Origin of the sequence: Micromonospora sp. NPDC047620 (assembly GCF_043205005.1) — a bacterium.
Lineage (GTDB): Bacteria > Actinomycetota > Actinomycetes > Mycobacteriales > Micromonosporaceae > Micromonospora.
This window is the reverse complement of sequence record NZ_JBIDDG010000024.1, coordinates 1-21488: the sequence shown is the minus strand read 5'-3', so window position 1 is coordinate 21488 and position 21488 is coordinate 1. Positions and strand designations below refer to the sequence as shown.

General features: G+C 73.9%; 24 protein-coding genes and 1 riboswitch. Of the genes, 11 read left to right on the top strand and 13 right to left on the bottom strand.

Features of this window, described 5'->3' with window-relative positions; genetic code table 11:
- Positions 1–111 precede the first annotated feature (111 nt).
- Positions 112–348 (top strand): hypothetical protein, encoded by a 237-nt coding sequence (locus ACGF5C_RS25425; RefSeq protein ID WP_393305475.1) that lies wholly within the window; start codon positions 112–114, stop codon positions 346–348.
- A 117-nt stretch (positions 349–465) separates the two neighbouring features.
- Here ACGF5C_RS25425 and ACGF5C_RS25420 read toward each other — a convergent pair whose 3' ends face one another.
- From ACGF5C_RS25420 to ACGF5C_RS25410, 3 genes are all read right to left on the bottom strand, one after another.
- Positions 466–1266 carry an energy-coupling factor transporter transmembrane component T family protein gene (locus tag ACGF5C_RS25420; RefSeq protein WP_393305473.1) on the bottom strand — a complete coding sequence of 267 codons (801 nt, stop codon included), beginning with the start codon at positions 1264–1266 and terminating at the stop codon, positions 466–468.
- 100 nt (positions 1267–1366) lie between these two features.
- Positions 1367–2782 (bottom strand): ABC transporter ATP-binding protein, encoded by a 1416-nt coding sequence (locus tag ACGF5C_RS25415; protein ID WP_393305471.1) that lies wholly within the window; start codon positions 2780–2782, stop codon positions 1367–1369.
- A 110-nt stretch (positions 2783–2892) separates the two neighbouring features.
- A complete protein-coding gene (locus tag ACGF5C_RS25410) occupies positions 2893–3483 on the bottom strand; it encodes an ECF transporter S component (protein ID WP_393305469.1) in 591 nt (196 codons plus the stop codon).
- A gap of 72 nt (positions 3484–3555) precedes the next feature.
- Positions 3556–3661, bottom strand: a riboswitch (TPP riboswitch).
- Between the two features lie 199 nt (positions 3662–3860).
- Here ACGF5C_RS25410 and ACGF5C_RS25405 point away from each other — a divergent pair.
- From ACGF5C_RS25405 to ACGF5C_RS25380, 6 genes are all read left to right on the top strand, one after another.
- Complete coding sequence (locus ACGF5C_RS25405) at positions 3861–4862, top strand: permease (RefSeq protein WP_393305581.1); 1002 nt, start codon at positions 3861–3863, stop codon at positions 4860–4862.
- Complete coding sequence (locus ACGF5C_RS25400) at positions 4859–5686, top strand: TIGR03943 family putative permease subunit (protein ID WP_393305467.1); 828 nt, start codon at positions 4859–4861, stop codon at positions 5684–5686. The genes ACGF5C_RS25405 and ACGF5C_RS25400 overlap by 4 nt, the downstream gene beginning before the upstream one ends.
- Before the next feature lie 29 nt (positions 5687–5715).
- Positions 5716–6546 (top strand): alpha/beta fold hydrolase, encoded by an 831-nt coding sequence (locus ACGF5C_RS25395; protein WP_393305465.1) that lies wholly within the window; start codon positions 5716–5718, stop codon positions 6544–6546.
- A gap of 71 nt (positions 6547–6617) precedes the next feature.
- Positions 6618–7367, top strand: coding sequence for a sugar isomerase domain-containing protein (locus tag ACGF5C_RS25390; RefSeq protein WP_393269401.1), 750 nt, complete (start codon positions 6618–6620; stop codon positions 7365–7367).
- 131 nt (positions 7368–7498) lie between these two features.
- Complete coding sequence (locus ACGF5C_RS25385; RefSeq protein WP_350710755.1) at positions 7499–8002, top strand: DUF6328 family protein; 504 nt, start codon at positions 7499–7501, stop codon at positions 8000–8002.
- Positions 8003–8117: 115 nt separating this feature from the next.
- Positions 8118–10220: an acyl-CoA dehydrogenase family protein gene (locus tag ACGF5C_RS25380; RefSeq protein WP_393305463.1), complete on the top strand. Its 2103-nt coding sequence runs from the start codon at positions 8118–8120 to the stop codon at positions 10218–10220.
- Positions 10221–10279: 59 nt separating this feature from the next.
- Here ACGF5C_RS25380 and ACGF5C_RS25375 read toward each other — a convergent pair whose 3' ends face one another.
- The 9 genes from ACGF5C_RS25375 to ACGF5C_RS25335 form a co-directional block, all read right to left on the bottom strand.
- Positions 10280–10447, bottom strand: coding sequence for a hypothetical protein (locus ACGF5C_RS25375; protein ID WP_350684698.1), 168 nt, complete (start codon positions 10445–10447; stop codon positions 10280–10282).
- 31 nt (positions 10448–10478) lie between these two features.
- Positions 10479–11825: an RNA-guided endonuclease InsQ/TnpB family protein gene (locus ACGF5C_RS25370; protein ID WP_393305579.1), complete on the bottom strand. Its 1347-nt coding sequence runs from the start codon at positions 11823–11825 to the stop codon at positions 10479–10481.
- Positions 11826–11962: 137 nt separating this feature from the next.
- Positions 11963–12568 (bottom strand): hypothetical protein, encoded by a 606-nt coding sequence (locus tag ACGF5C_RS25365; RefSeq protein ID WP_393305461.1) that lies wholly within the window; start codon positions 12566–12568, stop codon positions 11963–11965.
- A 169-nt stretch (positions 12569–12737) separates the two neighbouring features.
- A complete protein-coding gene (locus tag ACGF5C_RS25360; protein WP_393305459.1) occupies positions 12738–13130 on the bottom strand; it encodes a Fur family transcriptional regulator in 393 nt (130 codons plus the stop codon).
- Positions 13127–13426 (bottom strand): metalloregulator ArsR/SmtB family transcription factor, encoded by a 300-nt coding sequence (locus tag ACGF5C_RS25355; RefSeq protein ID WP_091104136.1) that lies wholly within the window; start codon positions 13424–13426, stop codon positions 13127–13129. Before ACGF5C_RS25355 ends, ACGF5C_RS25360 begins: the two co-directional genes overlap by 4 nt.
- A gap of 43 nt (positions 13427–13469) precedes the next feature.
- Positions 13470–14336: a metal ABC transporter permease gene (locus ACGF5C_RS25350; protein ID WP_393305457.1), complete on the bottom strand. Its 867-nt coding sequence runs from the start codon at positions 14334–14336 to the stop codon at positions 13470–13472.
- Complete coding sequence (locus tag ACGF5C_RS25345) at positions 14336–15097, bottom strand: metal ABC transporter ATP-binding protein (protein WP_393305455.1); 762 nt, start codon at positions 15095–15097, stop codon at positions 14336–14338. The genes ACGF5C_RS25350 and ACGF5C_RS25345 overlap by 1 nt, the downstream gene beginning before the upstream one ends.
- Entirely contained in the window at positions 15094–16065 is a 972-nt protein-coding gene (locus ACGF5C_RS25340) for a metal ABC transporter substrate-binding protein (protein ID WP_393305453.1), read from the bottom strand. Before ACGF5C_RS25340 ends, ACGF5C_RS25345 begins: the two co-directional genes overlap by 4 nt.
- Before the next feature lie 54 nt (positions 16066–16119).
- Positions 16120–16377: a hypothetical protein gene (locus ACGF5C_RS25335; protein WP_393305451.1), complete on the bottom strand. Its 258-nt coding sequence runs from the start codon at positions 16375–16377 to the stop codon at positions 16120–16122.
- 26 nt (positions 16378–16403) lie between these two features.
- Between ACGF5C_RS25335 and ACGF5C_RS25330 the strand changes: the two genes are divergently transcribed.
- The 3 genes from ACGF5C_RS25330 to ACGF5C_RS25320 all read left to right on the top strand — a co-directional run bounded on the left by ACGF5C_RS25330 (position 16404) and on the right by ACGF5C_RS25320 (position 18840).
- The gene (locus ACGF5C_RS25330) at positions 16404–16745 is read left to right on the top strand and encodes an antibiotic biosynthesis monooxygenase family protein (protein ID WP_393305449.1); all 342 of its coding nucleotides are present in this window, start codon (positions 16404–16406) and stop codon (positions 16743–16745) included.
- A gap of 126 nt (positions 16746–16871) precedes the next feature.
- Positions 16872–17345, top strand: a complete 474-nt coding sequence (locus ACGF5C_RS25325; RefSeq protein ID WP_393305577.1) for a hypothetical protein — start codon at positions 16872–16874, stop codon at positions 17343–17345.
- A gap of 115 nt (positions 17346–17460) precedes the next feature.
- A complete protein-coding gene (locus tag ACGF5C_RS25320) occupies positions 17461–18840 on the top strand; it encodes a glycine--tRNA ligase (RefSeq protein ID WP_350710736.1) in 1380 nt (459 codons plus the stop codon).
- Positions 18841–18911: 71 nt separating this feature from the next.
- On the opposite strand, the gene ACGF5C_RS25315 is transcribed toward ACGF5C_RS25320, so the two are convergent.
- Positions 18912–19886 carry a type IV toxin-antitoxin system AbiEi family antitoxin domain-containing protein gene (locus ACGF5C_RS25315; protein WP_393305447.1) on the bottom strand — a complete coding sequence of 325 codons (975 nt, stop codon included), beginning with the start codon at positions 19884–19886 and terminating at the stop codon, positions 18912–18914.
- Between the two features lie 177 nt (positions 19887–20063).
- Here ACGF5C_RS25315 and dusB point away from each other — a divergent pair, with 177 nt between their 5' ends.
- Positions 20064–21236 (top strand): tRNA dihydrouridine synthase DusB, encoded by a 1173-nt coding sequence (gene dusB / locus ACGF5C_RS25310; protein ID WP_393305445.1) that lies wholly within the window; start codon positions 20064–20066, stop codon positions 21234–21236.
- The last annotated feature ends 252 nt before the right edge of the window (positions 21237–21488 follow it).

The following is a 21488-nucleotide window of genomic DNA, read 5'->3' as shown; positions in this document are numbered from 1 at the left end:
TGGTCGCACCCGGGGAGCAGTCCCGATTCCGCCCGACCGTCGTGCGACGGTCACCGACCGGCGGCCCGCCCCGTCCGACGACGGGACGGCCCGCAGACCGAGGAGGCCCGGATGCCCGCCAAGCGCAACCCGAAGAAGTCCCGTACCGTCACGCCGAAGCCGACCGTCGCGGACCTGACGCCCGCCAACCTCGGCGAGGTGGCGGTCGCGCCGGTCACGCCGGTGCTGCCGCTCGACCGGCCGGCGGCGCCGAAGGCCGGTCCGCCGGTCTCCGGCGCCGCCCGCTCCGGGTCGCTGCGCGGCCAGCGGGCGGGCCAGGCCCGCCGGTACGCCTTCCGGCGCAGCTGACGGGGCCCGCCGGGTGGGGTTGTCGGCGCCCGGCGACAACCCCACCCGGACCGGCTCCCGGCCCTGCTGTGGCCGGCTGCCCTCGCCGACGTGTCACGGTGGGCGCCGGTGTGCGGTTCAGCCGATCAGGGGCCGGAACGTGCCGAGCAGCACGCTGACCGCCAGCGCCGCGCCGGCCAGCAGCGCCGCCCCGGCGATCAGCAGCCCGTCGGCGGCGACGAAGCGTTGCCGCCGGGCGACCGTACGCGGGGTGCCGGCGTCGAAGCCGCGGGCGTCCATCGCCACGGCCAACCGGGTGCCCCGGCGGATCGCCCCGACCAGCAGCGCGAAGGCGGTGGAGGCGAACAGCCGCAGCTTCGCCAGCGGGCTGCGTCCCGCCGTCACCCCGCGGGCGCGGCGGGCCATGGCGATCATCTGCCACTCCTGGCCGAGCAGCGGCACCAGCCGGAACGCCGCCAACGCCCCGATGGCGAACCGGGCCGGCGCCTTCGCGTTCTGGATCAGGGCGTCCGCCAGGTCGGTGGGGTCGGTGGTGGCGAACACGATCACGCCGGGCAGCGCCACGGCGAACATGCGCAGCACCAGGCCGAGCGCGGTGAGCAGCACCCCGGAGGTGACCACCGCGGGGCCGGCCTCGACCAGCACCCGGCCGGAGCGCTCGGCCGCGAAGAGCACCAGCGTCACCACGATGCCGACTGCGCCGACCAGCAGCGGCCCGGCCCGCCCGGCCAGCACCCGGAAGCGGACCCCGAACAGCGGCAGCACGGCCAACTCGACGGCGATGGCGATCGCCGGGGCCACCGGGTCCAGGGTGGCGACGAGGATGAACGAGAACACCAGCGCCGCGGCGAGCTTGGCCACCGGGTTGCGCCGGGCCAGCGGCGCGTCGGGGGCGGCGACCGGTTCGAGGGTGATCACGGTCGCTCCGGGACGGGACGGGCGGGGCGCGCGGCCGGCGCCGGACCGGTCATGGTCCGGCGACGCCGCGGGCGCGCGGCCGGCGCGTCGTGCGAGCTGGTCACGGCCGCTCCAGGGTGACGCGCCGGTCGGCCAGGGCGGCCACGAACTCCGGGTCGTGGGTGACGGCGACCAGGCCGTGCCCGGCGTCGCGCAGCTCGGCGAAGAGGTCCACCAGCTCCAGCCAGGTCCGCCGGTCCTGGCCGAAGGTGGGTTCGTCGCAGACGAGCAGGCGGGGCGCGGTGGCCAGGGCCGTCGCCACGCTCAGTCGCCGCGCCTCCCCACCGGACAGGGTGTACGGGTTGGCCGCGGCGAGCTTCGTCAACCGCAGCCGGGACAGCAGGCCGTCCACGGTGGACCGGACCGCCGTCTCGGGCTGGCCGGTGCGGCGCGGGCCGAGGGCCAGCTCGTCGAAGACGGTGGTGGCGACGAACTGGTGCTCCGGGTCCTGGAAGACCGAGCCGATCCGCCGGGCCAGCGCCGGTGCGCGCCAGCGGTGCGGGGGAGTGCGGGCGTCGGAGCCGGCCAGTGCCGCCGTCGCCGCGACCCGGCCGGCTCCCGGCTTGAGCAGCCCGCCGAGCAGCAGCGCGAGGGTCGACTTCCCGGCCCCGTTCGGGCCGAGCACGGCGAGCGCCTCGCCGGCGCGTACCGCCAGGTCGACGGCGGCCAGCCGGGGCGGCAGGCCGAGCCGGTCGGCGGTGAGCAGCAGGTCGCCGGCCGGCGCGGTGGCGTGGCGGGGCGGCACGGGCCGGCCGGGCACCCAGACGCCCGCGGCGGCGAGCGCGTCGCCGTGGGCGCCGAAGACGGCCTCAGGCGTGCCGTCCGCGCGGACGCCGCCGGCCGGTTCGAGCACGACCACCCGGTCGACCAGCGGCAGCGCCTCGGCGACCCGGTGCTCGACCAGGATCAGCGTGGTGTCGGCGTCCAGCGCGCCGGCCACCGCCGCGCGGATCAGCGCCGCGCCGGTCGGGTCCAGGTTGGCGGTCGGTTCGTCGAGCAGCAACAGCCCGGGCCGCAGGGCCAGCACCCCGGCCAGGGCGAGGCGTTGCTGCTCGCCGCCGGAGAGGGCCGCGGTGGGCCGGTCCCGGTGGTACGGGAAGCCGACCCGGGCCAGCGCCTCGTCGACGCGGGGCCAGATCTCCTCGGCGGGGACCCCCCGGTTCTCCAGCCCGAACGCCACGTCGTCGCCGCTGCGGGCCATCACGAGCTGGGTTTCCGGGTCCTGGAAGACGATGCCGACCCGTTCCCGGCCCTTGCGGGGGTCGAGCCCGTCGATCTCGACGGTGCCCTCCTGTTCGCCCGAGTCCTCGGGCAGCAACCCGGCCAGCGCGGCGAGCAGGGTGCTCTTGCCGGCGCCCGACGGCCCGAGCAGCAGCACCCGCTCGCCGGCCTCGACGCGCAGGTCCACCCCGCGCACGGCCCACGCCCGACGCCCGGCGTGCCGCCACCCGAACCCCCGCAGTGTCACCGCCCCCACGCCGTCCCCCTTCCGGCCCGCGCGCAGGCGTCGATCATGAGGTTGGCGGCACCCACGGAGATCCACGTCGCCGTCCACCTCATGATCAACCCCGATTCCGGTGGTGCGGGTCAGATGGCGGCGCGTTCGCGGCCGGCGGGGAAGCGGTCCAGGACGCCGGTGCCCGCCAGGGCGCGGGTGAGGGCCCAGCCGCCGGCGCCGGCGACGGCGGCGGCGCTGACGACGGTGAGCAGGGCGTACGGGACCCGGTAGCTGCCGAGCGCGTAGTCGACGTTCCAGACGAAGAAGTCGAACAGCGCCGCGCCGAGGCCGGTCAGCGCACCGGCGAGCAGCGCGGTGGGCAGCCGGAACGAGCGGTACCGGAACGCGGCGAAGGCCACCTCGGCGCCGAGCCCCTGGATGAGGCCCTGGACGATGGTGATGCCGCCCCACTCCGAGCCGAGCAGCGCGGAGACCGTCGCCGCCACCGCCTCGCAGAAGAGCGCCGCGCCGGGCTTGCGGATCACCAGGCCGCCGAGCACGGCCGGGACCAGCCAGACGCCGTACATGATCGCCTGGCCGGCCGGGAAGAACGCGAACGCCGGGTCGACGGCCCGCCACAGCAGGCCCCAGGCCCAGAAGATGACGCCGAACGCCACCGCGATCACCGCGGCGATGACGACGTCGAGTGTGCGCCACCGGGTGGTCGTGTTGTCTCGCATGATTGCTCCCAGTCCTGAACGCGAACCAGGAGAAGACGCACGCCGCGCCCGGTGTGCCCGGACGGCGGCGCGGCTGGAGGTCGACCGAACTCCCTGCGCTGGCATTACCCAGATCAGGTTCGAGGGTCTGCGGGCGGTGCCCGCACTCTCAGCGCTGTGCGCTCCCCTGTCGGATGTGAAGTTGTCGCGCCGACGCTAACACCTTTGAAGATCATCGGGCAAAGTGATCTTTCCGCAGGTCATGAGCGCGTTCGCTCGATCCCGTCGGTTCCGGCCGGTACTCTCAGGCGGCCACTGGCGGAATCGGCGGAGGAAACCACGTGACATCCGAGGTTGACCGCTCCGTGCCGGACGGGCGCGCCCCGGGGGCGGTCGGTGTGGCCGCGCCGGGCGTACCCCCGCACGAGCCGGCGGGCGGCGGCGGGAGCGCCTGGCGGGTCGGGTCGGTCGAGGTGCTCGCGGGCCTGCTGGTCCTGCTGGTCGTCTTCCGTGAGCCGCTCGCCGGGGCCCTGTCCGCGCCCCGGCTGCAGACCTGGACCACCGTCTTCGTCTCGGTCATGGTGCAGGCGGTGCCGTTCCTGGTCTTCGGGGTGCTCCTCTCCGCCGTGATCGCGGTCTTCGTGCCCCGGTCGTTCTGGGCCCGGGCGCTGCCCCGGCACCCCGCGCTCGCGGTGCCCGTGGCGAGCGCGGCCGGCGTGGTGCTGCCCGGCTGCGAGTGCGGGTCCGTGCCGATCGCCGGGTCGCTGATCCGGCGCGGGGTCACCCCGGCCGCCGCGCTGGCCTTCCTGCTCGCCGCCCCGGCCATCAACCCGATCGTGCTCACCGCCACCGCGGTGGCCTTCCCCGACGCCCCGGAGATGGTCCTCGGCCGCGGCGTCGCGAGCCTGGTCGTCGCGATGGTGATGGGGTGGCTGTGGCTGCGCCTCGGCCGGGCCGACTGGATCCGGCTGCCGCGCCGGCCGGAGCTGGACGACGGCCCGCGCGGGCGGGCGTTCTGGGCGGCGGTCCGGCACGACGTCACCCACGCCGGCGGGTTCCTGGTGGTCGGCGCGGCGGCCGCCGCCACCATCAACGTCGTCGTGCCCGAGCGCTGGTTGCAGACGCTCGCCGAGGACCCGGTGCTCTCGGTGCTCGCGCTGGCCGTGCTCGCGGTGCTGCTCTCCCTCTGCTCGGAGGCCGACGCCTTCGTGGCCGCCTCGCTGTCGCAGTTCTCGCTGACCGCCCGACTGGTCTTCCTGGTGGTGGGGCCGATGGTCGACCTCAAGCTCATCGCGATGCAGACCGGCGTCTTCGGCCGCCGGTTCGCGCTGCGGTTCGCCCCGGCCACCTTCGCGGTGGCCGTCGCGGTCGCCGCCGCGACCGGGGCGGTGCTGCGGTGAACCGGCAGGCGCAGGCCGTCGTCCTGCTGCTGCTCGGGGGCGCCGTGGTCCGGGCCAGCCTCACCGACCTCTACCTGCGCTACGTCAAGGAGGGGCTGCGCCCCTTCCTGGTCGCCGCGGGCCTGCTGCTGGTCGTCGCCGCGGTCATGACCCTCTGGTACGAGCTGCGTCCCGCCCTCCGGCGCGACGCCGTGCCCCCGACCGCCGACGGCAAGCACGACCGCGCCCCTGCGCCCCCGACCACCGACGGGGACCACGACCCCGCCGACGGCGAGCACGAGCGCGCCGGCCGGGACGACGCCGCCGACCACGGGCACGGCCACCACGAGCCGCGGATCGGCTGGCTGCTGATCCTGCCGGCGCTGGGTCTGCTCCTGGTCGCCCCGCCCGCCCTCGGCTCGTACGCGGCCGGGCAGGCCGGCACCGCACTCTCCGCCCGGCAACAGCCGTCCGACTACCCGCCCCTGCCCGACGGCGATCCGGCACAGGTCAGCGTGCTCGACTACGCCTCGCGGGCGCTGTTCGACCGGGGCGCGTCGCTCGGCGGGCGCCGGGTCCGGCTGACCGGTTTCGTCACCACCGGCCCCGACGGCCGACCGCTCCTGGCCCGGATGGTGCTCTCCTGCTGCGCGGCCGACGGGCGGCCGGTCAAGCTGGGCCTGACCGGCGCCGCCCCCGAAGGGCTCGCCGACGACACCTGGATCGAGGTGACCGGCCGCTACAGCGACCGGATCGCCCGGGACCCGGTCAACGACGCCGAGATCCCCTACCTCGACGTGGAGTCCTGGCGGCAGGTGCCCACCCCCAAACGCCAGTACGAGTGACCCCGCCAGCCCTGGGTAGGCTGGCGATCATGCGGATCGAGGCGCGGGGGCTCACGTTCGACGTACGCGTCGGCGGTCCCGAGGGCGGCGCGCCCGTCCTGCTGCTGCACGGCTTTCCCCAGCACGGCGGGGAGTGGGACGACGTCGTCCCGCCACTGCACGCCGCCGGCCTGCGCACGTACGCGCCGGACCAGCGCGGTTACTCGCCGGGCGCGCGGCCCGAGGCGGTCGAGGCGTACCGGATGCCGGAGCTGGTGGCCGACGCGTTGGCCGTGCTGGACGCGCTGGGCGTCGACGCGGCGCACCTCGTGGGGCACGACTGGGGCGCGGTGGTGGCCTGGGACCTGGCCGCCCGCCACCCGGAGCGGGTCCGGACGCTGACCGCGGTCTCCGTGCCGCACCCCGCCGCGATGGCGCACGCGCTGGCCGAGGACCCGGGGCAGAAGGCGCGCTCGGCGTACATCGTGCTGTTCCGCAAGCCGGGCAGGGCGGAGAAGGCGCTGTTGGCGCTGGGCGCGACCGGGCTGCGCCGGATGCTGCACGGGGTCGGCGACGACGAGCGGGTGGCCGCGTACGCGGCCCCGATGCGCGAACCCGGCGCGCTGACGGCGGCGCTGAACTGGTACCGGGCGATGTCCCGGCGGGACATGGCGGCCACGGGGCCGGTGCCGGTGCCGACCACCTTCGTGTGGAGCGACCGCGACATCGCGATCGGCCGGACCGCGGCCGAGGCGTGCGCCGGCCACGTGAGCGCCGACTACCGCTTCGTCGAGCTGCCCGGGGTGAGCCACTGGATCCCCGACGAGGCGCCCGCCCCGCTGGCCGAGGCGATCCTGGCCCGGGTGCGGGGCCCGGCCTGACCGGTGCGGCGTCGCCCCGCCGGGGTGGCCGGGCGTTCCCGACGGACGTACGACATGGACGGAGGAGAGACATGACGGTGAGCGCCGAGGACTACCTGGCCGTGGTGACCGAGACGATGCAGCGGGTGGCCACGAGCCAGCGCGAGGCGGTGGGGCGGGCCGCCGACCTGATCGCCGACGCGGTGCGCGCCGACGGGGTGGTCCACGCGTTCGGCACCGGCCACTCGGAGGCGCTGGCGATGGAGATCGCGGGCCGGGCCGGCGGGCTGGTGCCCACCAACCGGATCGCCCTGCGGGACCTGGTGCTGGTCGGCGGCGCGCCGGCCGACGTGCTCGGGCCGCTGCTCGAACGTGATCCGTCGGTGGCGCACCGCCTCTACGAGCTGGCCCCCGTCAGTCCCGGGGACGTCTTCGTGCTGGCCTCCAACTCCGGCGTCAACGGCGCGATGGTGGAGTTCGCGTCCCTGGTCAAGGAGAAGGGGCACGGGCTGGTCGCGATCACCTCGGCGCAGCACTCCGGGCAGATGACCTCGCGCCACCCGTCGGGGCGCAAGCTCGCCGACGTCGCCGACGTGGTGCTCGACAACGGCGCCCCGTACGGCGACGCGACGCTGCCGCTGCCCGGCGGCGGCGCGGTCGGCGCGGTCTCGTCGATCACCGCGGCGCTGCTGGCGCAGCAGATCACGGTCGAGGTGGTGGCCCGGCTGCTCGCCGCGGGGGAGCGGCCTCCGGTCTACCTGTCGGCCAACATCGCCGGCGGCGACGAGCACAACAACGCCCTGGAGGCCCGGTACGCCGGCCGGATCCGCCGCGGCTCCTGAGCGGAGCGGGCCGGCGTGTGCCGGGCTCGCGCGGGCGACGTGAGCCGGTTTCGCGGCTCCACCGGTGGGGCATCAGCGTTGCTGCCGACGGGCGCACCCCGTCGGCAGTACCGTCTGACCGGAGGTAGCCCGTGTCCAAGGAAACCGAGCGGCAGCGCTGGCAGCGCAACTTCGCCGACCTGTTGCAGGAGCTGCGGGTCGCGCAGACCGGTGTGCAGATCCTCTTCGCCTTCCTGCTGACCCTGCCGTTCAGCAACGGGTTCACCAGGACGAGCGGTTTCCAGAAGGACGTCTACATCGTCTCGTTGCTCGCGGCCGCCGCCGCGACCGCGATGATCATTTCCCCGGTGGCGTTCCACCGCGCGCTGTTCCGGCAGGGCCGCAAGCCGGAGCTGGTCCGGTTCGCCCACCGGATGGCCAGCGCCGGCCTCGCCTTCATGTTGATCTCGATGGTCAGCGCGGTGTTGCTGATCACCGACTTCGTGCTGGACCGGGGCGTCGCCCTGCTGCTCAGCGGCGCGACGGCGATCTGGTTCCTCACCTTCTGGGTGTTCCTGCCGTTCGCCCGGCGTAACTGGGGCGAGGACGACATCGACGACGAGGACGACGACCCGCGGCACCTCCCCGGCGACTGACCCGGGTCGACGAAACTCGATCTTTACCGAACGCTACCCCTGGGTAACACCCGGGGGTAGCGTGCTGTTTGTCGAGCACGTCGACGCAGCCGGACCGAGGTTCGAGGGGGCAGCCGTGACCACGACGCAGAACAGCCGACCCACGCCGGACGGATCCGGCGCCGACCAGCCCGCGGCGAAGGACACCGAAGGCGTGCCGACGGCCGCCGTCGACCGGCCCGCACCGCCCGGGGGCGCGGCGGCCGGCACCGGGCAGGCCGCGACGGCCGCCGCCGGGGGCAGGCCGACGGCCGGCGCGGCCGGGCCGCTGCCGAAGGAGGCGGGACAGGTCTCGGAGAAGGAGGCCCGCCAGGTCGCCGAGGCGGCCCGCGAGTCCTCGTGGGACCGACCCAGCTTCGGCAAGGAACTCTTCCTCGGCCGCCTCCGGCTCGACCTGATCGACCCCTGGCCGCGTCCGGACGCGGCGGACGTCGCCCGGGCCGACGAGTTCCTCGGCCGGTTCCGCGAGTTCCTCACCTCCGAGGTGGACGGGGCGGCCATCGAACGGGACGCGTCCATCCCGGACGACGTGTTCCACGGCCTGGCCCGGCTCGGCGCGTTCGGCATGAAAATCGACCGGTCTTACGGCGGGCTCGGGCTGAGCAACCTGCACTACTGCCGCGCGCTCATGCTGGCCGGCTCGGTCAGCCCGGCGATCGGCGCGCTGCTGTCGGCGCATCAGTCCATCGGGGTGCCGCAGCCGCTGAAGATGTTCGGCACCGCCGAGCAGAAGCAGCGCTTCCTGCCCCGCCTCGCGGCCGGCGAGGTGTCCGCGTTCCTGCTCACCGAGCCGGACGTCGGCTCCGATCCGGCCCGGCTGGCCACCACCGCCGAGCCGACCCCCGACGGCACCGGCTACCGGCTCAACGGGGTGAAGCTCTGGGCCACCAACGGCACGGTCGCCACCCTGCTCGTGGTGATGGCCCGGGTCCCCGCGGCCGAGGGGCGGCGTGGCGGGATCACCGCCTTCGTCGTCGAGGGCGACGCCGAGGGCATCACGATCGAGCGGCGCAACGCCTTCGTCGGCCTGCGCGGCCTGGAGAACAGCCTCACCCGTTTCCACGACGTCTTCGTGCCGAAGGAGAACGTCATCGGCGGCGAGGGCAAGGGCCTGAAGATCGCGCTGACCACCCTGAACACCGGGCGGCTGTCGCTGCCGGCCATGTGTGTGGGCGCCGGCAAGTGGGCGTTGAACGTGGCCCGGGAGTGGGCCGCCGACCGGGTGCAGTGGGGCCGGCCCGTCGGCGAGCACGAGGCGGTGGCCCAGAAGCTGTCCTTCGTCGCCGCGACGACGTACGGCATGGAGACCATGCTCGACCTGTGCTGCCTGCTGGCCGACGACGACCGCAACGACATCCGGATCGAGGCGGCGCTGGTCAAGCTCTACGCCAGCGAGATGGCCTGGAAGATCGCCGACGAGCTGGTCCAGATCCGGGGCGGTCGCGGCTACGAGACGGCCGACTCGCTGGCGGCGCGGGGCGAGCGCCCGGCCGCGGTCGAGCAGTTGCTGCGCGACCTGCGGATCAACCGGATCTTCGAGGGCTCGACCGAGATCATGCACCTGCTGATCGCCCGGGAGGCGGTCGACGCGCACCTGTCCGTCGCCGGCGACATCATCGACCCGGACGCCGGGCTCGGCCGCAAGGCGAAGGCCGGCGCGCGGGCCGGCGTCTTCTACGCGAAGTGGCTGCCCACCCTGGCCGTCGGCAAGGGCCAGCGCCCGTCGGCGTACGGCGAGTTCGGCCCGCTCGCCGGCCACCTGCGGCAGGTCGAGCGCGCCTCGCGCAAGCTGGCCCGGTCGACGTTCTACGCGATGTCCCGGTGGCAGGGGAAGATGGAGCGCAAGCAGGCGTTCCTCGGCCGGGTGGTGGACATCGGCGCGGAGCTGTTCGCGATGTCCGCCGTCTGCGTGCGCGCCTACGCCGAGCGGGACACCCGGCCGGAGAACGTCGAGCTGGCCGACCTGTTCTGCCGGCAGGCCCGGGTTCGGGTCGACGCGCTCTTCACCGCCCTGTGGGACAACACCGACTCGGTCGACACGGCCGCCGCGAAGCGGATCCTGGCCGGGCGCTACGCCGGCCTGGAGGAGGGGGTGATCACCCCGGCCGACGACCTGCCCTGGGTGGCGCGCTGGTCGCCCGGCCCGTCCGCCGCCCCCGACGTCCGCCGCCGGGTGTAAGGAAGGGCACCTTCCTAACGTTTTTTGTATAGGAAGGTGCCCTTCCTTACACCCGGCCCTCAGCTGGCGATCGCCCAGGCCAGGATCGCGGCGAGGATCAGCCCGTTGAGCACGGCCAGCCCCAGGTACGCCGCCGGCGGGATCTTGCGGCCCTTGCGGACGTAGTTGACCAGGACGGCGGCGTAGCCGAGCAGCAGGATGGCGATGACGACCAGGAAGTAGAACACCCGACGACCTTAGTGCGGTGTCCACCAACGTTCACCAGGAGTCCGGTGGTGTGTTGTGGATCCTCGCCGTGTGGGCGAGCGACTCCCCACTGGTTGGTGGGGCGGGCCACCGCGGGCCATCTGGACCCTCGCGCCGCCCGGGTGGGCGGCGGGGGTCACGTCGGGACCGGCCGGTGCCGGGTAGGTGCCGGCCGGCTCGACGGTGCGTGACCACCCCGGGCAACACGACAGGTGTGGGGGTGGTGGATCCGCCGCCCGGGGTGCGGGTGGCGATGCTGGCCGCCGCGACCAGGTCGCGATGGCCCGAGAACTGGCAGTGTGGGCAGGTCAGGGTCCGGCCACGCGGCTTCGGTATCCGCCGGTGGCAGGTGGGGCAGGTCGACGAGGTGCCGCGTTCGTCGACGAGGTGGACGGTGATGCCGGCGAGGGTGGCCTTGTCGGTGAGGATCTGTAGGAGTCGGCCGATCTGCCACTGCCGTAGCCGCAGGTTGTGCCGCCGCCCCGCCGACTGGTCGAGGACGCCGCGGGGGTCGCCGATGTGCAGCACCCCGACCCGCTGACCGACGGCCCAGCCGACGACGGCGCGGGCGGCCTCGTGCTGGGCCTGCCGCACCCGCCGCCGATGCCGCCCCTCCACCACCCGAGTGCGGGCCCGGTACTGCCGCCACCGCCGTGACCCCCGCTGACCCGGCTTCGGGGCCCGGCGGGCGACGGCGCGGCCGCGGGCTTTGGTGTCGGCCAGGTGCATGCGATGCTCGGCGCGGATCGCCCGCCCCGACACCAACAACCCCTCCCCGCCGGGGCCGGCGACGGCGTACGGGTGGATGATCCCCACGTCGACACCCGCCACCCTGGCCGGGTCCGGCCCCTCATTAGGCAGGTACACCGCTACCGGAACCTCAGCGGTGACGTCGAGAAACAACCGGCCGCCCTCGCACAGCAGGGTGATCGAGCGGACCTGCTCCACCGGATACGGCACCTGACGCGCCAGACGCACCCACAACGCGCGCGTACCCTTCGCGGTCGGGATGCGCACCCGGCGGCCGTCGAGGGTGAACGTGCCGTGGTACCAGCGCACCGGCACCAACCCCCGCCGCCGACGCGGGAACCCCGCCGACGCGTTACCGGCCTTGCGGCGTTTCGCCGCCGCGAACCACGCATCCGAGAACCGCCGCAACACCGACCGCGCCCCGGTCGTGTCCAGCTCGGCGAACGTGCCCGGCCCGGACGCCGACAACTCCCGGCACAACTCCTGATAGCCCGTCAACGGTGGGGCGTGGTGGCGGCGCCGCCACGCGTTGACCTCCAACACGCACGCCCACACATCACCAGCCGAGCGCAACAGCCCGAAACACCGCCGCCGCTGCGCGGGCGTCACCCGCACCGCCACACGAGCGGTGCGATACACCACCGGCAGTGCTGCGGGATCCCGACGACGAGGCACGAACCAAAGCCCACACCACCGGTACGACAATCTCACCGCCGACGACCCCGGCGAAGTTCGTGGACACCGCCTTAGCGGCCGGCGCGCAGGCCGAGTTGGCGCAGCTCCAGTTCGGCGAGCGCGTCGACGGTGGCGTCGTCGCCGCGCCGCCACGCCTCGGCCACGTCGGGCGCGATCCGGGTCAGCCGCCCGAGCGGCTGGGTGGCCAACGCCCGCAGGGCGAGCAGGTCCCGGCCGGCGGGCACGGCGGCCAGCCTGGCCGCCGAGGCGGCCCGGCGCATCCAGCGCACCCGCAGCGGCAGCCAGCCGAAGAGCACCAGGCCGAGCGGGAAGACCAGTACGGCGACGGCCAGCGCGAGGGCGAGCTGGTCGACCAGCTCCTGCTGGTCCCGTCCGGCCTCGGCCAGCGACCGGGCGGCGCCGGCGGCCCGCTCGAACGGCGCGGTCAGCTCGTCGCCCACCAGCGGCACCCGGCCGACCTTGCCGCCCGCCTCGGCCAGGTTGTCGGCCAGGCCGCCGCCGGCCCCCTCCAGCTTCTGGCCGGGTACGGCGAGCTTCTGGACGAGGTCGTGCAGCCACAGCGCGCCGCGGACCGCGCCGTACACCCAGGCGACGACGAGCAGGTCGGTGATCAACTGTCGGACGGCGGTCGGGAAGCGATCGGCGTAGATCTTCACGCCGGACAGCGTGCCACGCGCGACCGATCCGGGCACCTGCGCGGACGGCCGGCACCGCCGCGCCCGTCCGGCCCGCTACGGCCGGATCTCGCGCGGGTCCCGGACAGTCTGACCAGCCGCCGGCAGGCCGGGCTGCGCCTGGTGTCGGGCTGACCCGTCGTGGCGGGTCTCAGCGGGCGCAGGCCGGGCAGGTGCCGAAGATCTCCAGGGTGTGGCTGACGTCGGCGTAGCCGTGCTGCGCCGCCACCCGCTCCGCCCAGCTCTCCACCGCCGGCCCGGCCACCTCCACGGTGCGGCCGCAGCCGCGGCAGACCAGGTGGTGGTGGTGCCCCTCGCTGCACCGGCGGTAGAGGTGCTCGCCGCCCGGCGGGCGCATCACGTCGATCTCGCCCGTGTCGGCGAGCCCCTGGAGGGTGCGGTAGACCGTGGTCAGCCCGACCCGCTCGCCGCGCTCGCGCAGCATCGCGTGCAGCTCCTGCGCGCTGTGGAAGCCCTCCATCTCGGCGAGCAGCGCGCTGACCGCCGAGCGCTGCCGGGTGTTGCGGACCGCCGAACCCGTCATGACCCCTCCCCGGCGTGGCTGACCGCGTCGGCCACGATGTGCGCGACGTGCTCGTCGACCAGGGCGTACGCGATCTCGCGCCCCCGTCGCGAGCCGCGCACCACGCCGGCGCCCCGCAGCACCCGCAGGTGCTGGGAGACCAGCGGCTGCGCGGCGCCGAGCTTGTCCACCAGCTCGTGCACGCAGCGTTCGCCCTCGGCGAGCTCGCTGACGATGGCCAGCCGGATCGGTGCCGACAGGGCACGCAGCAGCTCGCTCGCCCCCTCGAAGGCATCGTAGCCTGATCCGCCGGTCACCCCGTAACGGTAACCAATCCCATCGGCACGTCGCTGACCAGGATCAGCGGAGCACGACCTCGTGCGGCTCGGGCGCGGGCGCGGCGGCCGGGGTGCGCCGCCGGCGAAGCACCCGCCAGGCCGCGCCGAGGAGCGCGACCACCCCGAACGAGGCGATCGCCATCAGCACCACCGACGCGCCGGGAGCGGTGTCGGCGTTCGCCGCCACCCAGACCCCCGAGCCGGCGGCGAAGAGGCCGAGCGCCGTCGCCGCCGCCATCGTGCTGCGGAACCCCCGGGTCACCTGCTGCGCCGTGGCCACCGGCACCACCATCAGCGCGCTGATCAGCAGCACGCCGACGGCCCGCATGGCGATGGTCACGGTGACCGCGGTGGCCACCGCGAGCAGCATGTTGAGCGTGCGCACCGGCAGCCCGGAGACCCGGGCGTACTCCTCGTCGTGGCAGACCGCGAACAGGGCCGGGCGCAGGGCCAGCATGGTGACCAGGATCGCCGCGCCGAGCACCGCGATGGTGGTCAGGTCCCCCGGCGAGATCGTGGTCAGCGACCCGAACAGGTAGGCGTTGAGGTTGGCGCTGGTGCTGTCGGAGAGCCCGACCAGCATCACGCCGCCGGCGATGCCGCCGTAGAAGAGCAGCGCCAGGGCCAGGTCGCCGGAGGTGCGCCCCCGGGCGCGGACCATCTCGATGGTGACCGCGCCGACGGTCGCCACGACCACCGCGACGAGCACCGGGGACCGGTTGAGCAGCAGGCCCGCGCCGACGCCGGTGAGCGCCACGTGCCCGACCCCGTCGCCGATCAGCGCGAGCCGCCGCTGCACCAGGTAGATGCCGAGCGCCGGTGCCGCCAGGCCGATGACCAGCGCGCCGATCAGGGCGCGCTGCATGTAGGGGTACTGGAAGAGTTCCATCAGCTGCTCCACAGCCCGGCGGGCTCGTCGGGACCGTGCGGGTGCACGTGGTCGTGGTCGGGCTCCGCGTGGTGGCCGGCGGGTTCGGGCACCACGCCGTCGTGGCAGATCCCACCCTGGTGTACGACGACCGCCCGGCTGATCAGCGGCCGCAGCGGCCCGAGCTCGTGGGCCACCAGCAGCACCGTGCCGCCGCCGCCCACGAAGTCGTGCAGCGCCCCGGCGAACGCCTCCTGGCTGGCCGCGTCCACCCCGGCGGTCGGCTCGTCGAGGACGAGCAGCTCCGGCTGGCCGGCCAGCGCCCGGGCGATCAGGGTGCGCTGCTGCTGCCCGCCGGAGAGCGTGGCGACCGGGTCGCCGGCCCGGTCGGCGAGCCCGACCGCCGCCAGCGCCGCGTCGACGGCGGCCCGGTCGGCGCGCCCGGGCGGGCGCAGGACGCCCCGGCGGGCCAGCCGGCCGGAGGCCACCACCTCGCGGACGGTGGCCGGTACGCCGCTGCCGGCGCCGAGGCGCTGTGGGACGTACCCGACGCGGTGCCACTGCCGGAACCGGCGCAACGGGCGGTCGAAGAGGGTGACCGACCCGGAGCTGAGCGGCACCAGGCCGAGCACGGCGCGGATCAGGGTGGACTTGCCGGAGCCGTTGGCGCCGAGCACCGCGACCACCTCGCCGGTGGTCACGGTCAGCGAGACGTCACGCAGCACGGGGCGGCCGTCGTAGCCGACCACCCCGTGCGTGACGGTGATGACTGGGGATGTCACGAGCAGCTCAACGCCGTCCGCAGGGTCTGCAGGTTGGTACGCATCACCGAAAGGTAGTCGCCGCCCTCGGTCGACAGCCCTTCCAGCGGGTCGAGCACCGCGGTCTTCGCGCCGACCTGGTCGGCGATGGTCTGGGCCACCTTCGGGCTCACCAGCGTCTCGAAGAAGATCGTCGTGGCCTTGTGCTTCCGGGCCTCCTCGATCACCTCGGCGAGGCGCTGCGGGGACGGCTCGTTCTCCGGGCTCAGCCCGGTGATGCCGATCTGCTCCAGCTGGTAGCGCTCGGTCAGGTAGCCGAACGCCGTGTGGCTGACCACGATCTCCCGCCGCTGGCAGGTCTTCAGGCCGGTGGTGAAGTCGGCATCCAGCTTCGCCAGCTCGGTGCGCAGCGCCGCGGCGCGGGCGGTGTAGTCGGCGGCCCGCTCCGGGTCGGCCTTGCCGAGCCGCTCGGCGAGCCTGTCGCCGACGGTGGCCAGGCGGGTCGGGTCGAGCCAGAGGTGCGGGTCCTTGCCACCGCCCTCCTCCTCGGCGTGGGGCTCTTCGGTCGCGCCCGCCTCGCCCTCGTGCCCGTGGTCGTGGTCATGCCCACCGGCCGCCGCGTCGCGCAGCGGCTGCACGGTGGCCACGTCGAACGCGCGGTCCCCGGCGTTCTGCTCGACGGCCTCGTCCACGTTCGGCTGGAAGCCCTTCAGGTAGACGACCAGCTCGGCCTGGCTGACGTCGCCGACCTGCCCCGGGTTGAGCTCCAGGTCGTGCGGCTCCGCCCCGGGCTTGGCCAGGTTGGTGACCTTCACCGCGTCGCCGCCGATCCGCTCGGCGAGGAACTGGAGCGGGTAGAAGGCGGCCACCACGTCGACCCGCTGTGGGTCGGTGCCGGCCGCGTCGTCGGAGCAGGCGGCGACGCCGCCGAGGGCGAGCAGGGCGGTGGTGGCGGCGGCCAGGGTGCGCGGGGCGGAGCGGATGTTCATGACATGAACTCTCCGCGACAACGACAATGATTGTCAAAAACGCATGCTTGCATGTCAGAGCAGCTTCACCAGGCCCGCGGTGACCAGCAGGGTGAGCACCACCAGCCGGATCGTCCGGGTCGGCGCCGTCTGCACCGACCAGGTGGTGACCAGCAGCGCGGCGACGGCCGCGGCGAGCAGCAGGGTGAGCAGCCCGCCCACCACCCCGGGGGTGAAGAACGCGACCAGCGCCAGCACCAGGGTGACCAGGAACACCGTCGTCGGGTTCGCCCGCGCCAACCGGGCCGGCAGGGGGCTCTGCGTACGCTGCATCCCACAGACTCTACGAGGAGGAACCCGTGCTGGTGACGAACCGGTTCGTGGTGGACGTCGATGTCGCCGACGACTTCACCGAGCGGGCGCACGCCGCCCTCGCCGCGCTCGCGGCCCGTCCCGGTTACCTGCGCGGGCAGCTCGTCCGGGCGCTGGACGACCCGCGCCACTGGTGCCTGGTCACCGAGTGGGAGTCCGTCGGCACCTACCGGCGTGCCCTCGGCGGCTTCGACGTCAAGGTCACGGCGGTGCCGCTGCTCGCCGAGTCGGTCGACGAGCCGTCCGCGTACGAGGCGCTCGCCAGCGCGGCGCCGGGCGGGGACGTGGTCGTGGCGGCCAGCGATCGGGCCGCTGGTCCGTACCACTGAGCCCGCGGGCACTAGATTGCTCTCATGACCGCTCCCGGATCGGCGGCACCGCCGCCGTATTCTTCGCTGCCCGGCCAGGAGGGGGCGCAGCCGCCCGTCGTGCCCGGCCCGCCGGCAGATCCGGGCGTGCCCGCCCCGCCGCCCGGCCCCGGGGTGGCCCCGCCGTTCGCGGCGCCGCCCACCGAGGGGCGCAACACCCGGCTCTGGCTCGGGCTGGGCGCCGGGGCGCTCGCCGTGCTGCTCTGCTGCGGTGGCGGCGGCGCGGCCGTGGTGGGCCTGGCGGTGTCCGGGGTGCAGGCCGTGCGGGAGCAGGGGCGCACCGTCTCCACCGACTACTACCAGGCGCTGGTCGAGCGGAAGTACGGCGCCGCGTACGACCAGCTCTGCGACGACGCGCAGCGGCGCGAGTCGCGGCGGGAGTTCGAGCGCCGGGTCGCCGCCGAGCCGCAGATCACCGCCTTCCGGGTGGGCGACGTGGACACCACCACCCTGACCGTGCCGGTGGACGTGACCTACACCGGCGGCCGGCAGGACCGGCAGGAGGTCGTCCTGGGGCAGGACCGGCAGACCGGCGGCATGGAGGTGTGCGGGGTCAACTGACCCGCCCCCGGTATTCTGCTGGGCTCGGGCTGGTGCTGGTCGTACCGTTGTCCCGAACTGCTCGTTCCGTCCTTCACCGCGTCCCCGCCGACCGCCAGTCGGCGTAGGAGGAAACATGCCAGCCGACCGTATCGACGCCGTCGTCAGCCTCGCCAAGCGCCGAGGCTTCGTCTTCCCCTCCAGCGAGATCTACGGAGGCACCCGGTCGGCGTGGGACTACGGTCCGCTCGGCGTGGAGCTGAAGGAGAACGTCCGCCGGCAGTGGTGGAAGACCATGGTCCAGCAGCGCGACGACGTGGTCGGCCTCGACTCCGCCGTCATCCTGGCCCGGGACGTCTGGGCCGCCTCCGGCCACCTCGACGCCTTCGTCGACCCGCTGACCGAGTGCCAGTCCTGCCACAAGCGGTTCCGGGCCGACCACCTCGAGGAGGCGTACGAGGCCAAGCACGGCAAGCCGCCGGCCTCGCTGACCGAGCTGAACTGCCCGAACTGCGGCAACAAGGGCACCTTCACCGAGCCGAAGATGTTCAACGGCCTGATGAAGACCTTCCTGGGCCCGGTGGAGAGCGAAGAGGGCATGCACTACCTGCGCCCGGAGACCGCGCAGGGCATCTTCGTCAACTACAAGAACGTCGAGACGGTCGCCCGCAAGAAGCCGCCGTTCGGCATCGCGCAGACCGGCAAGTCGTTCCGCAACGAGATCACCCCGGGCAACTTCATCTTCCGCACCCGCGAGTTCGAGCAGATGGAGATGGAGTTCTTCGTCGAGCCGGGCTCCGACGAGCAGTGGCACGAGTACTGGCTCCAGGAGCGCTGGAACTGGTACCTCGACCTGGGCCTGTCGGAGGACAACCTGCGCTTCTACGAGCACCCCAAGGAGAAGCTCTCCCACTACTCGAAGCGCACCGTCGACATCGAGTACCGCTTCCAGTTCGGCGGCACGGAGTTCGCGGAGCTGGAGGGCATCGCCAACCGCACCGACTTCGACCTGTCCACGCACAGCAAGCACTCCGGCGTCGACCTGTCCTACTTCGACCAGACGAAGCAGGAGCGCTGGGTGCCGTACGTCATCGAGCCGGCCGCCGGCCTCACCCGGGCGGTGCTGGCCTTCCTGCTCGAGGCGTACGACGAGGACGAGGCGCCGAACACCAAGGGCGGCGTGGACAAGCGCACGGTGATGCGGTTCGACCCGCGGCTGGCCCCGGTCAAGGTGGCGGTGCTGCCGCTGTCGCGCAACGAGGCGCTCTCGCCCAAGGCGAAGGGCCTCGCCGCGGACCTGCGCAAGCGCTGGGTGGTGGAGTTCGACGACTCGCAGGCGATCGGCCGCCGCTACCGCCGTCAGGACGAGATCGGCACGCCGTTCTGCGTGACGGTCGACTTCGACACCCTCGACGACAACGCGGTGACCGTGCGGAACCGGGACACCATGGCCCAGGAGCGCATCTCCCTGGACCAGGTCGAGCGCTACCTGATCGAGCGCCTCCCCGGCTGCTGAGCTGTGTAAGGAAGGGCCCCTTCTTAACGTTTTCAGTAGAGGAGGGGCCCCTTCCTAACATCCCGGAGCGCTCACCCGTCGTTACCCGGCACGTCAATGGGCTGGACGCGGACCCGGTTCGTGGCGCCGAGGCCGCGCCGCGATTCGTACGCATCCTCCACGGTGCGGCGGACTCGCGCCGGGTCGCGACGGATCTGCGCCGGGGTGAAATGCAGGATCAGGATGCCGTGCCGGCTCAGTTCGTTGTGCCGGTCGAGCGTTCGCGCCCAGTCACCGGGACTGAAGTGGTACTCCTGCGAGTCGACCTCCAGCGCCACCGCCGAGTCGGCGAGATATCCGTCGGGAGTCGGCAGCGACGTGCCGTTGCCGGCGGTCAGGCGCGGATTCCACCGGATCTCCGGCAACACCGGACTGCTGGTCAGACACTCCCGCAACTCCGCCTCCGGCGCCGACCGGACGCCGTGGACAACCTCGGAGAACGCCTTCCTGACCAGCGCGGTCCGGCTGCGCCGGGCCCGGCCGATCTCCTCGTCCAGCCGGGCGAGATCGGTGAACCCGCGCTGCACGGCCTCGGCGACGATCGCGCGTACCGGACGCAGGTGGCGCAGGTCGCGCGCCGCGTCCACGACCGCCCGCGCCGGCGAGCACACCCGGTAGACCGACGCCTGCCGGGCCTTGGCGTCCAGGGCAAGGGCCCGCGCGACCCGGGCGAATCCCGCCGAGCTGCGCCGTGCGTGGTGCGGCACGATCAGGTGTACGTCGTCAGTGCGCGGGCTTTGCCGGAAGCCGTACCAGATCAGCGCGGCGAGCCCCGTGAGCTGTGCCTCCGGCCCGGCGTAGAGCGCCGCCGCGATCCGTCGCTGCTCGTCGGTCAGGGTGCCGGTGACCAGGGCGTACGTACCGGGCAGGACGCGCTGCCACTGGCTGCGCCGGGTCTGGCGGTACAGGTACATGTCGTCGAAGCCCGCGGCCAGCAGTTGGGCCCGGGTGACGATCTGCTGCTGTCGCTCCGCCGCGTCGGCGAGTTCGGGTGGCTGCTCACGCATGAGGCGCAGCATGGGCGCAGGATGATCCCATGTCCCGCCCGACCGATCGGTCTGTGGACGGCGCTGCCCGCTGTGGAGAACGCCCGCCGCCGCCCCGATTGTGATATGCGTCGTGTTAGCAGGGGACCCCTCCTCTGCACCAGACGTTAGGAGGGGGCCCTTCCTTACACTTGTGCGGTGACCGCGCCGACCGTTCCCGCACTGCGCCCGCTGACCCTCGGGCGGCACCAGGTGTGGCCGCCGGTGGTGCTCGCTCCGATGGCGGGCATCACCAACGTCGGCTTCCGGCAGCTCTGCCGGGAACAGGGCGGCGGCATCTACGTCTGCGAGATGATCACCACCATCGCGCTGGTGGAGCGGAACCCGAAGACGCTGCGCATGATCGCCTTCGGCGGGGACGAGCGGCCCCGCAGCCTCCAGCTCTACGGCACCGACCCCGAGATCACCGCCGCCGCCGTGCGGATCGTGGTCGAGAAGGACCTCGCCGACCACATCGACCTCAACTTCGGCTGCCCCGTGCCCAAGGTCACCCGCAAGGGCGGCGGATCCGCGCTGCCGTGGCGGCGCCGGCTCTTCGCCCGCCTGGTCAGGGCCGCGGTGGACGCCGCGTCGCCCGCCGGGGTGCCGGTCACGGTCAAGATGCGCAAGGGCATCGACGACGACCACCTGACGTACGTCGAGGCGGGCCTCGCCGCACAGGACGCCGGCGTGGCGGCGGTCGCCCTGCACGGGCGTACGGCGGCGCAGCGCTACTCGGGCACCGCCGACTGGGACGCCATCGCCACGCTCAAGCAGGCGCTCGACGTGCCGGTGCTCGGCAACGGCGACATCTGGGAGGCCGACGACGCGTTGCGGATGGTGGCGCACACCGGCGTCGACGGGGTGGTGATCGGCCGGGGCTGCCTGGGCCGCCCGTGGCTCTTCGCCGACCTGGAGGCCGCGTTCAACGGACGCCCCGAGCGCCGGCTGCCCAGCCTGGGCGAGGTCGCGCAGACCATGCGCCGCCACGCCGAGTTGCTGGTCGACCAGTTCACCGCGGGCGCGCGCAACCCCGCGCGGGGCGAACGGGACGGCTGCACCGACTTCCGCAAGCACGTCGCCTGGTACCTCAAGGGCTTCCCGGTGGGCAGCGAACTGCGCCGCGAGCTGGCGATGATCGAGAGCCTGGCCCAGCTCGACGACCTGCTCGGCAAGCTCGACCCGTCCGAGCCCTTCCCGGTCGCCACGCTCGGGCAGCCGCGCGGGCGCACCAACTCGCCCGGCAAGGTCTTCCTGCCCGACGGCTGGCTCGCCAGCCGCGACGACGACACCGTGCCCGAGGGCGCCGAGCTGGCCGACTCCGGCGGCTGACCGGACCGGGCGGACGAGGGTTGGCACCCGCCTGTGCGGGCAGCTCGACAGCGGAACACGGCCGGCAGGCCCGTACCCACCCACCCCGACGTCCGGTGTGCGTTGCTGCGAAGCTGGCGGTGAGGCACCGGTGCGGATACGGAGACGACGACAAGGACCGGCCCCGTTCGGGGCCGGCCCTTGTCGGTGGTGTCGGGTTCTGGATCAGGCGGCGTAGCCGCGGGTGGCGATCCAGTCGGCGAGGGCCTCGGT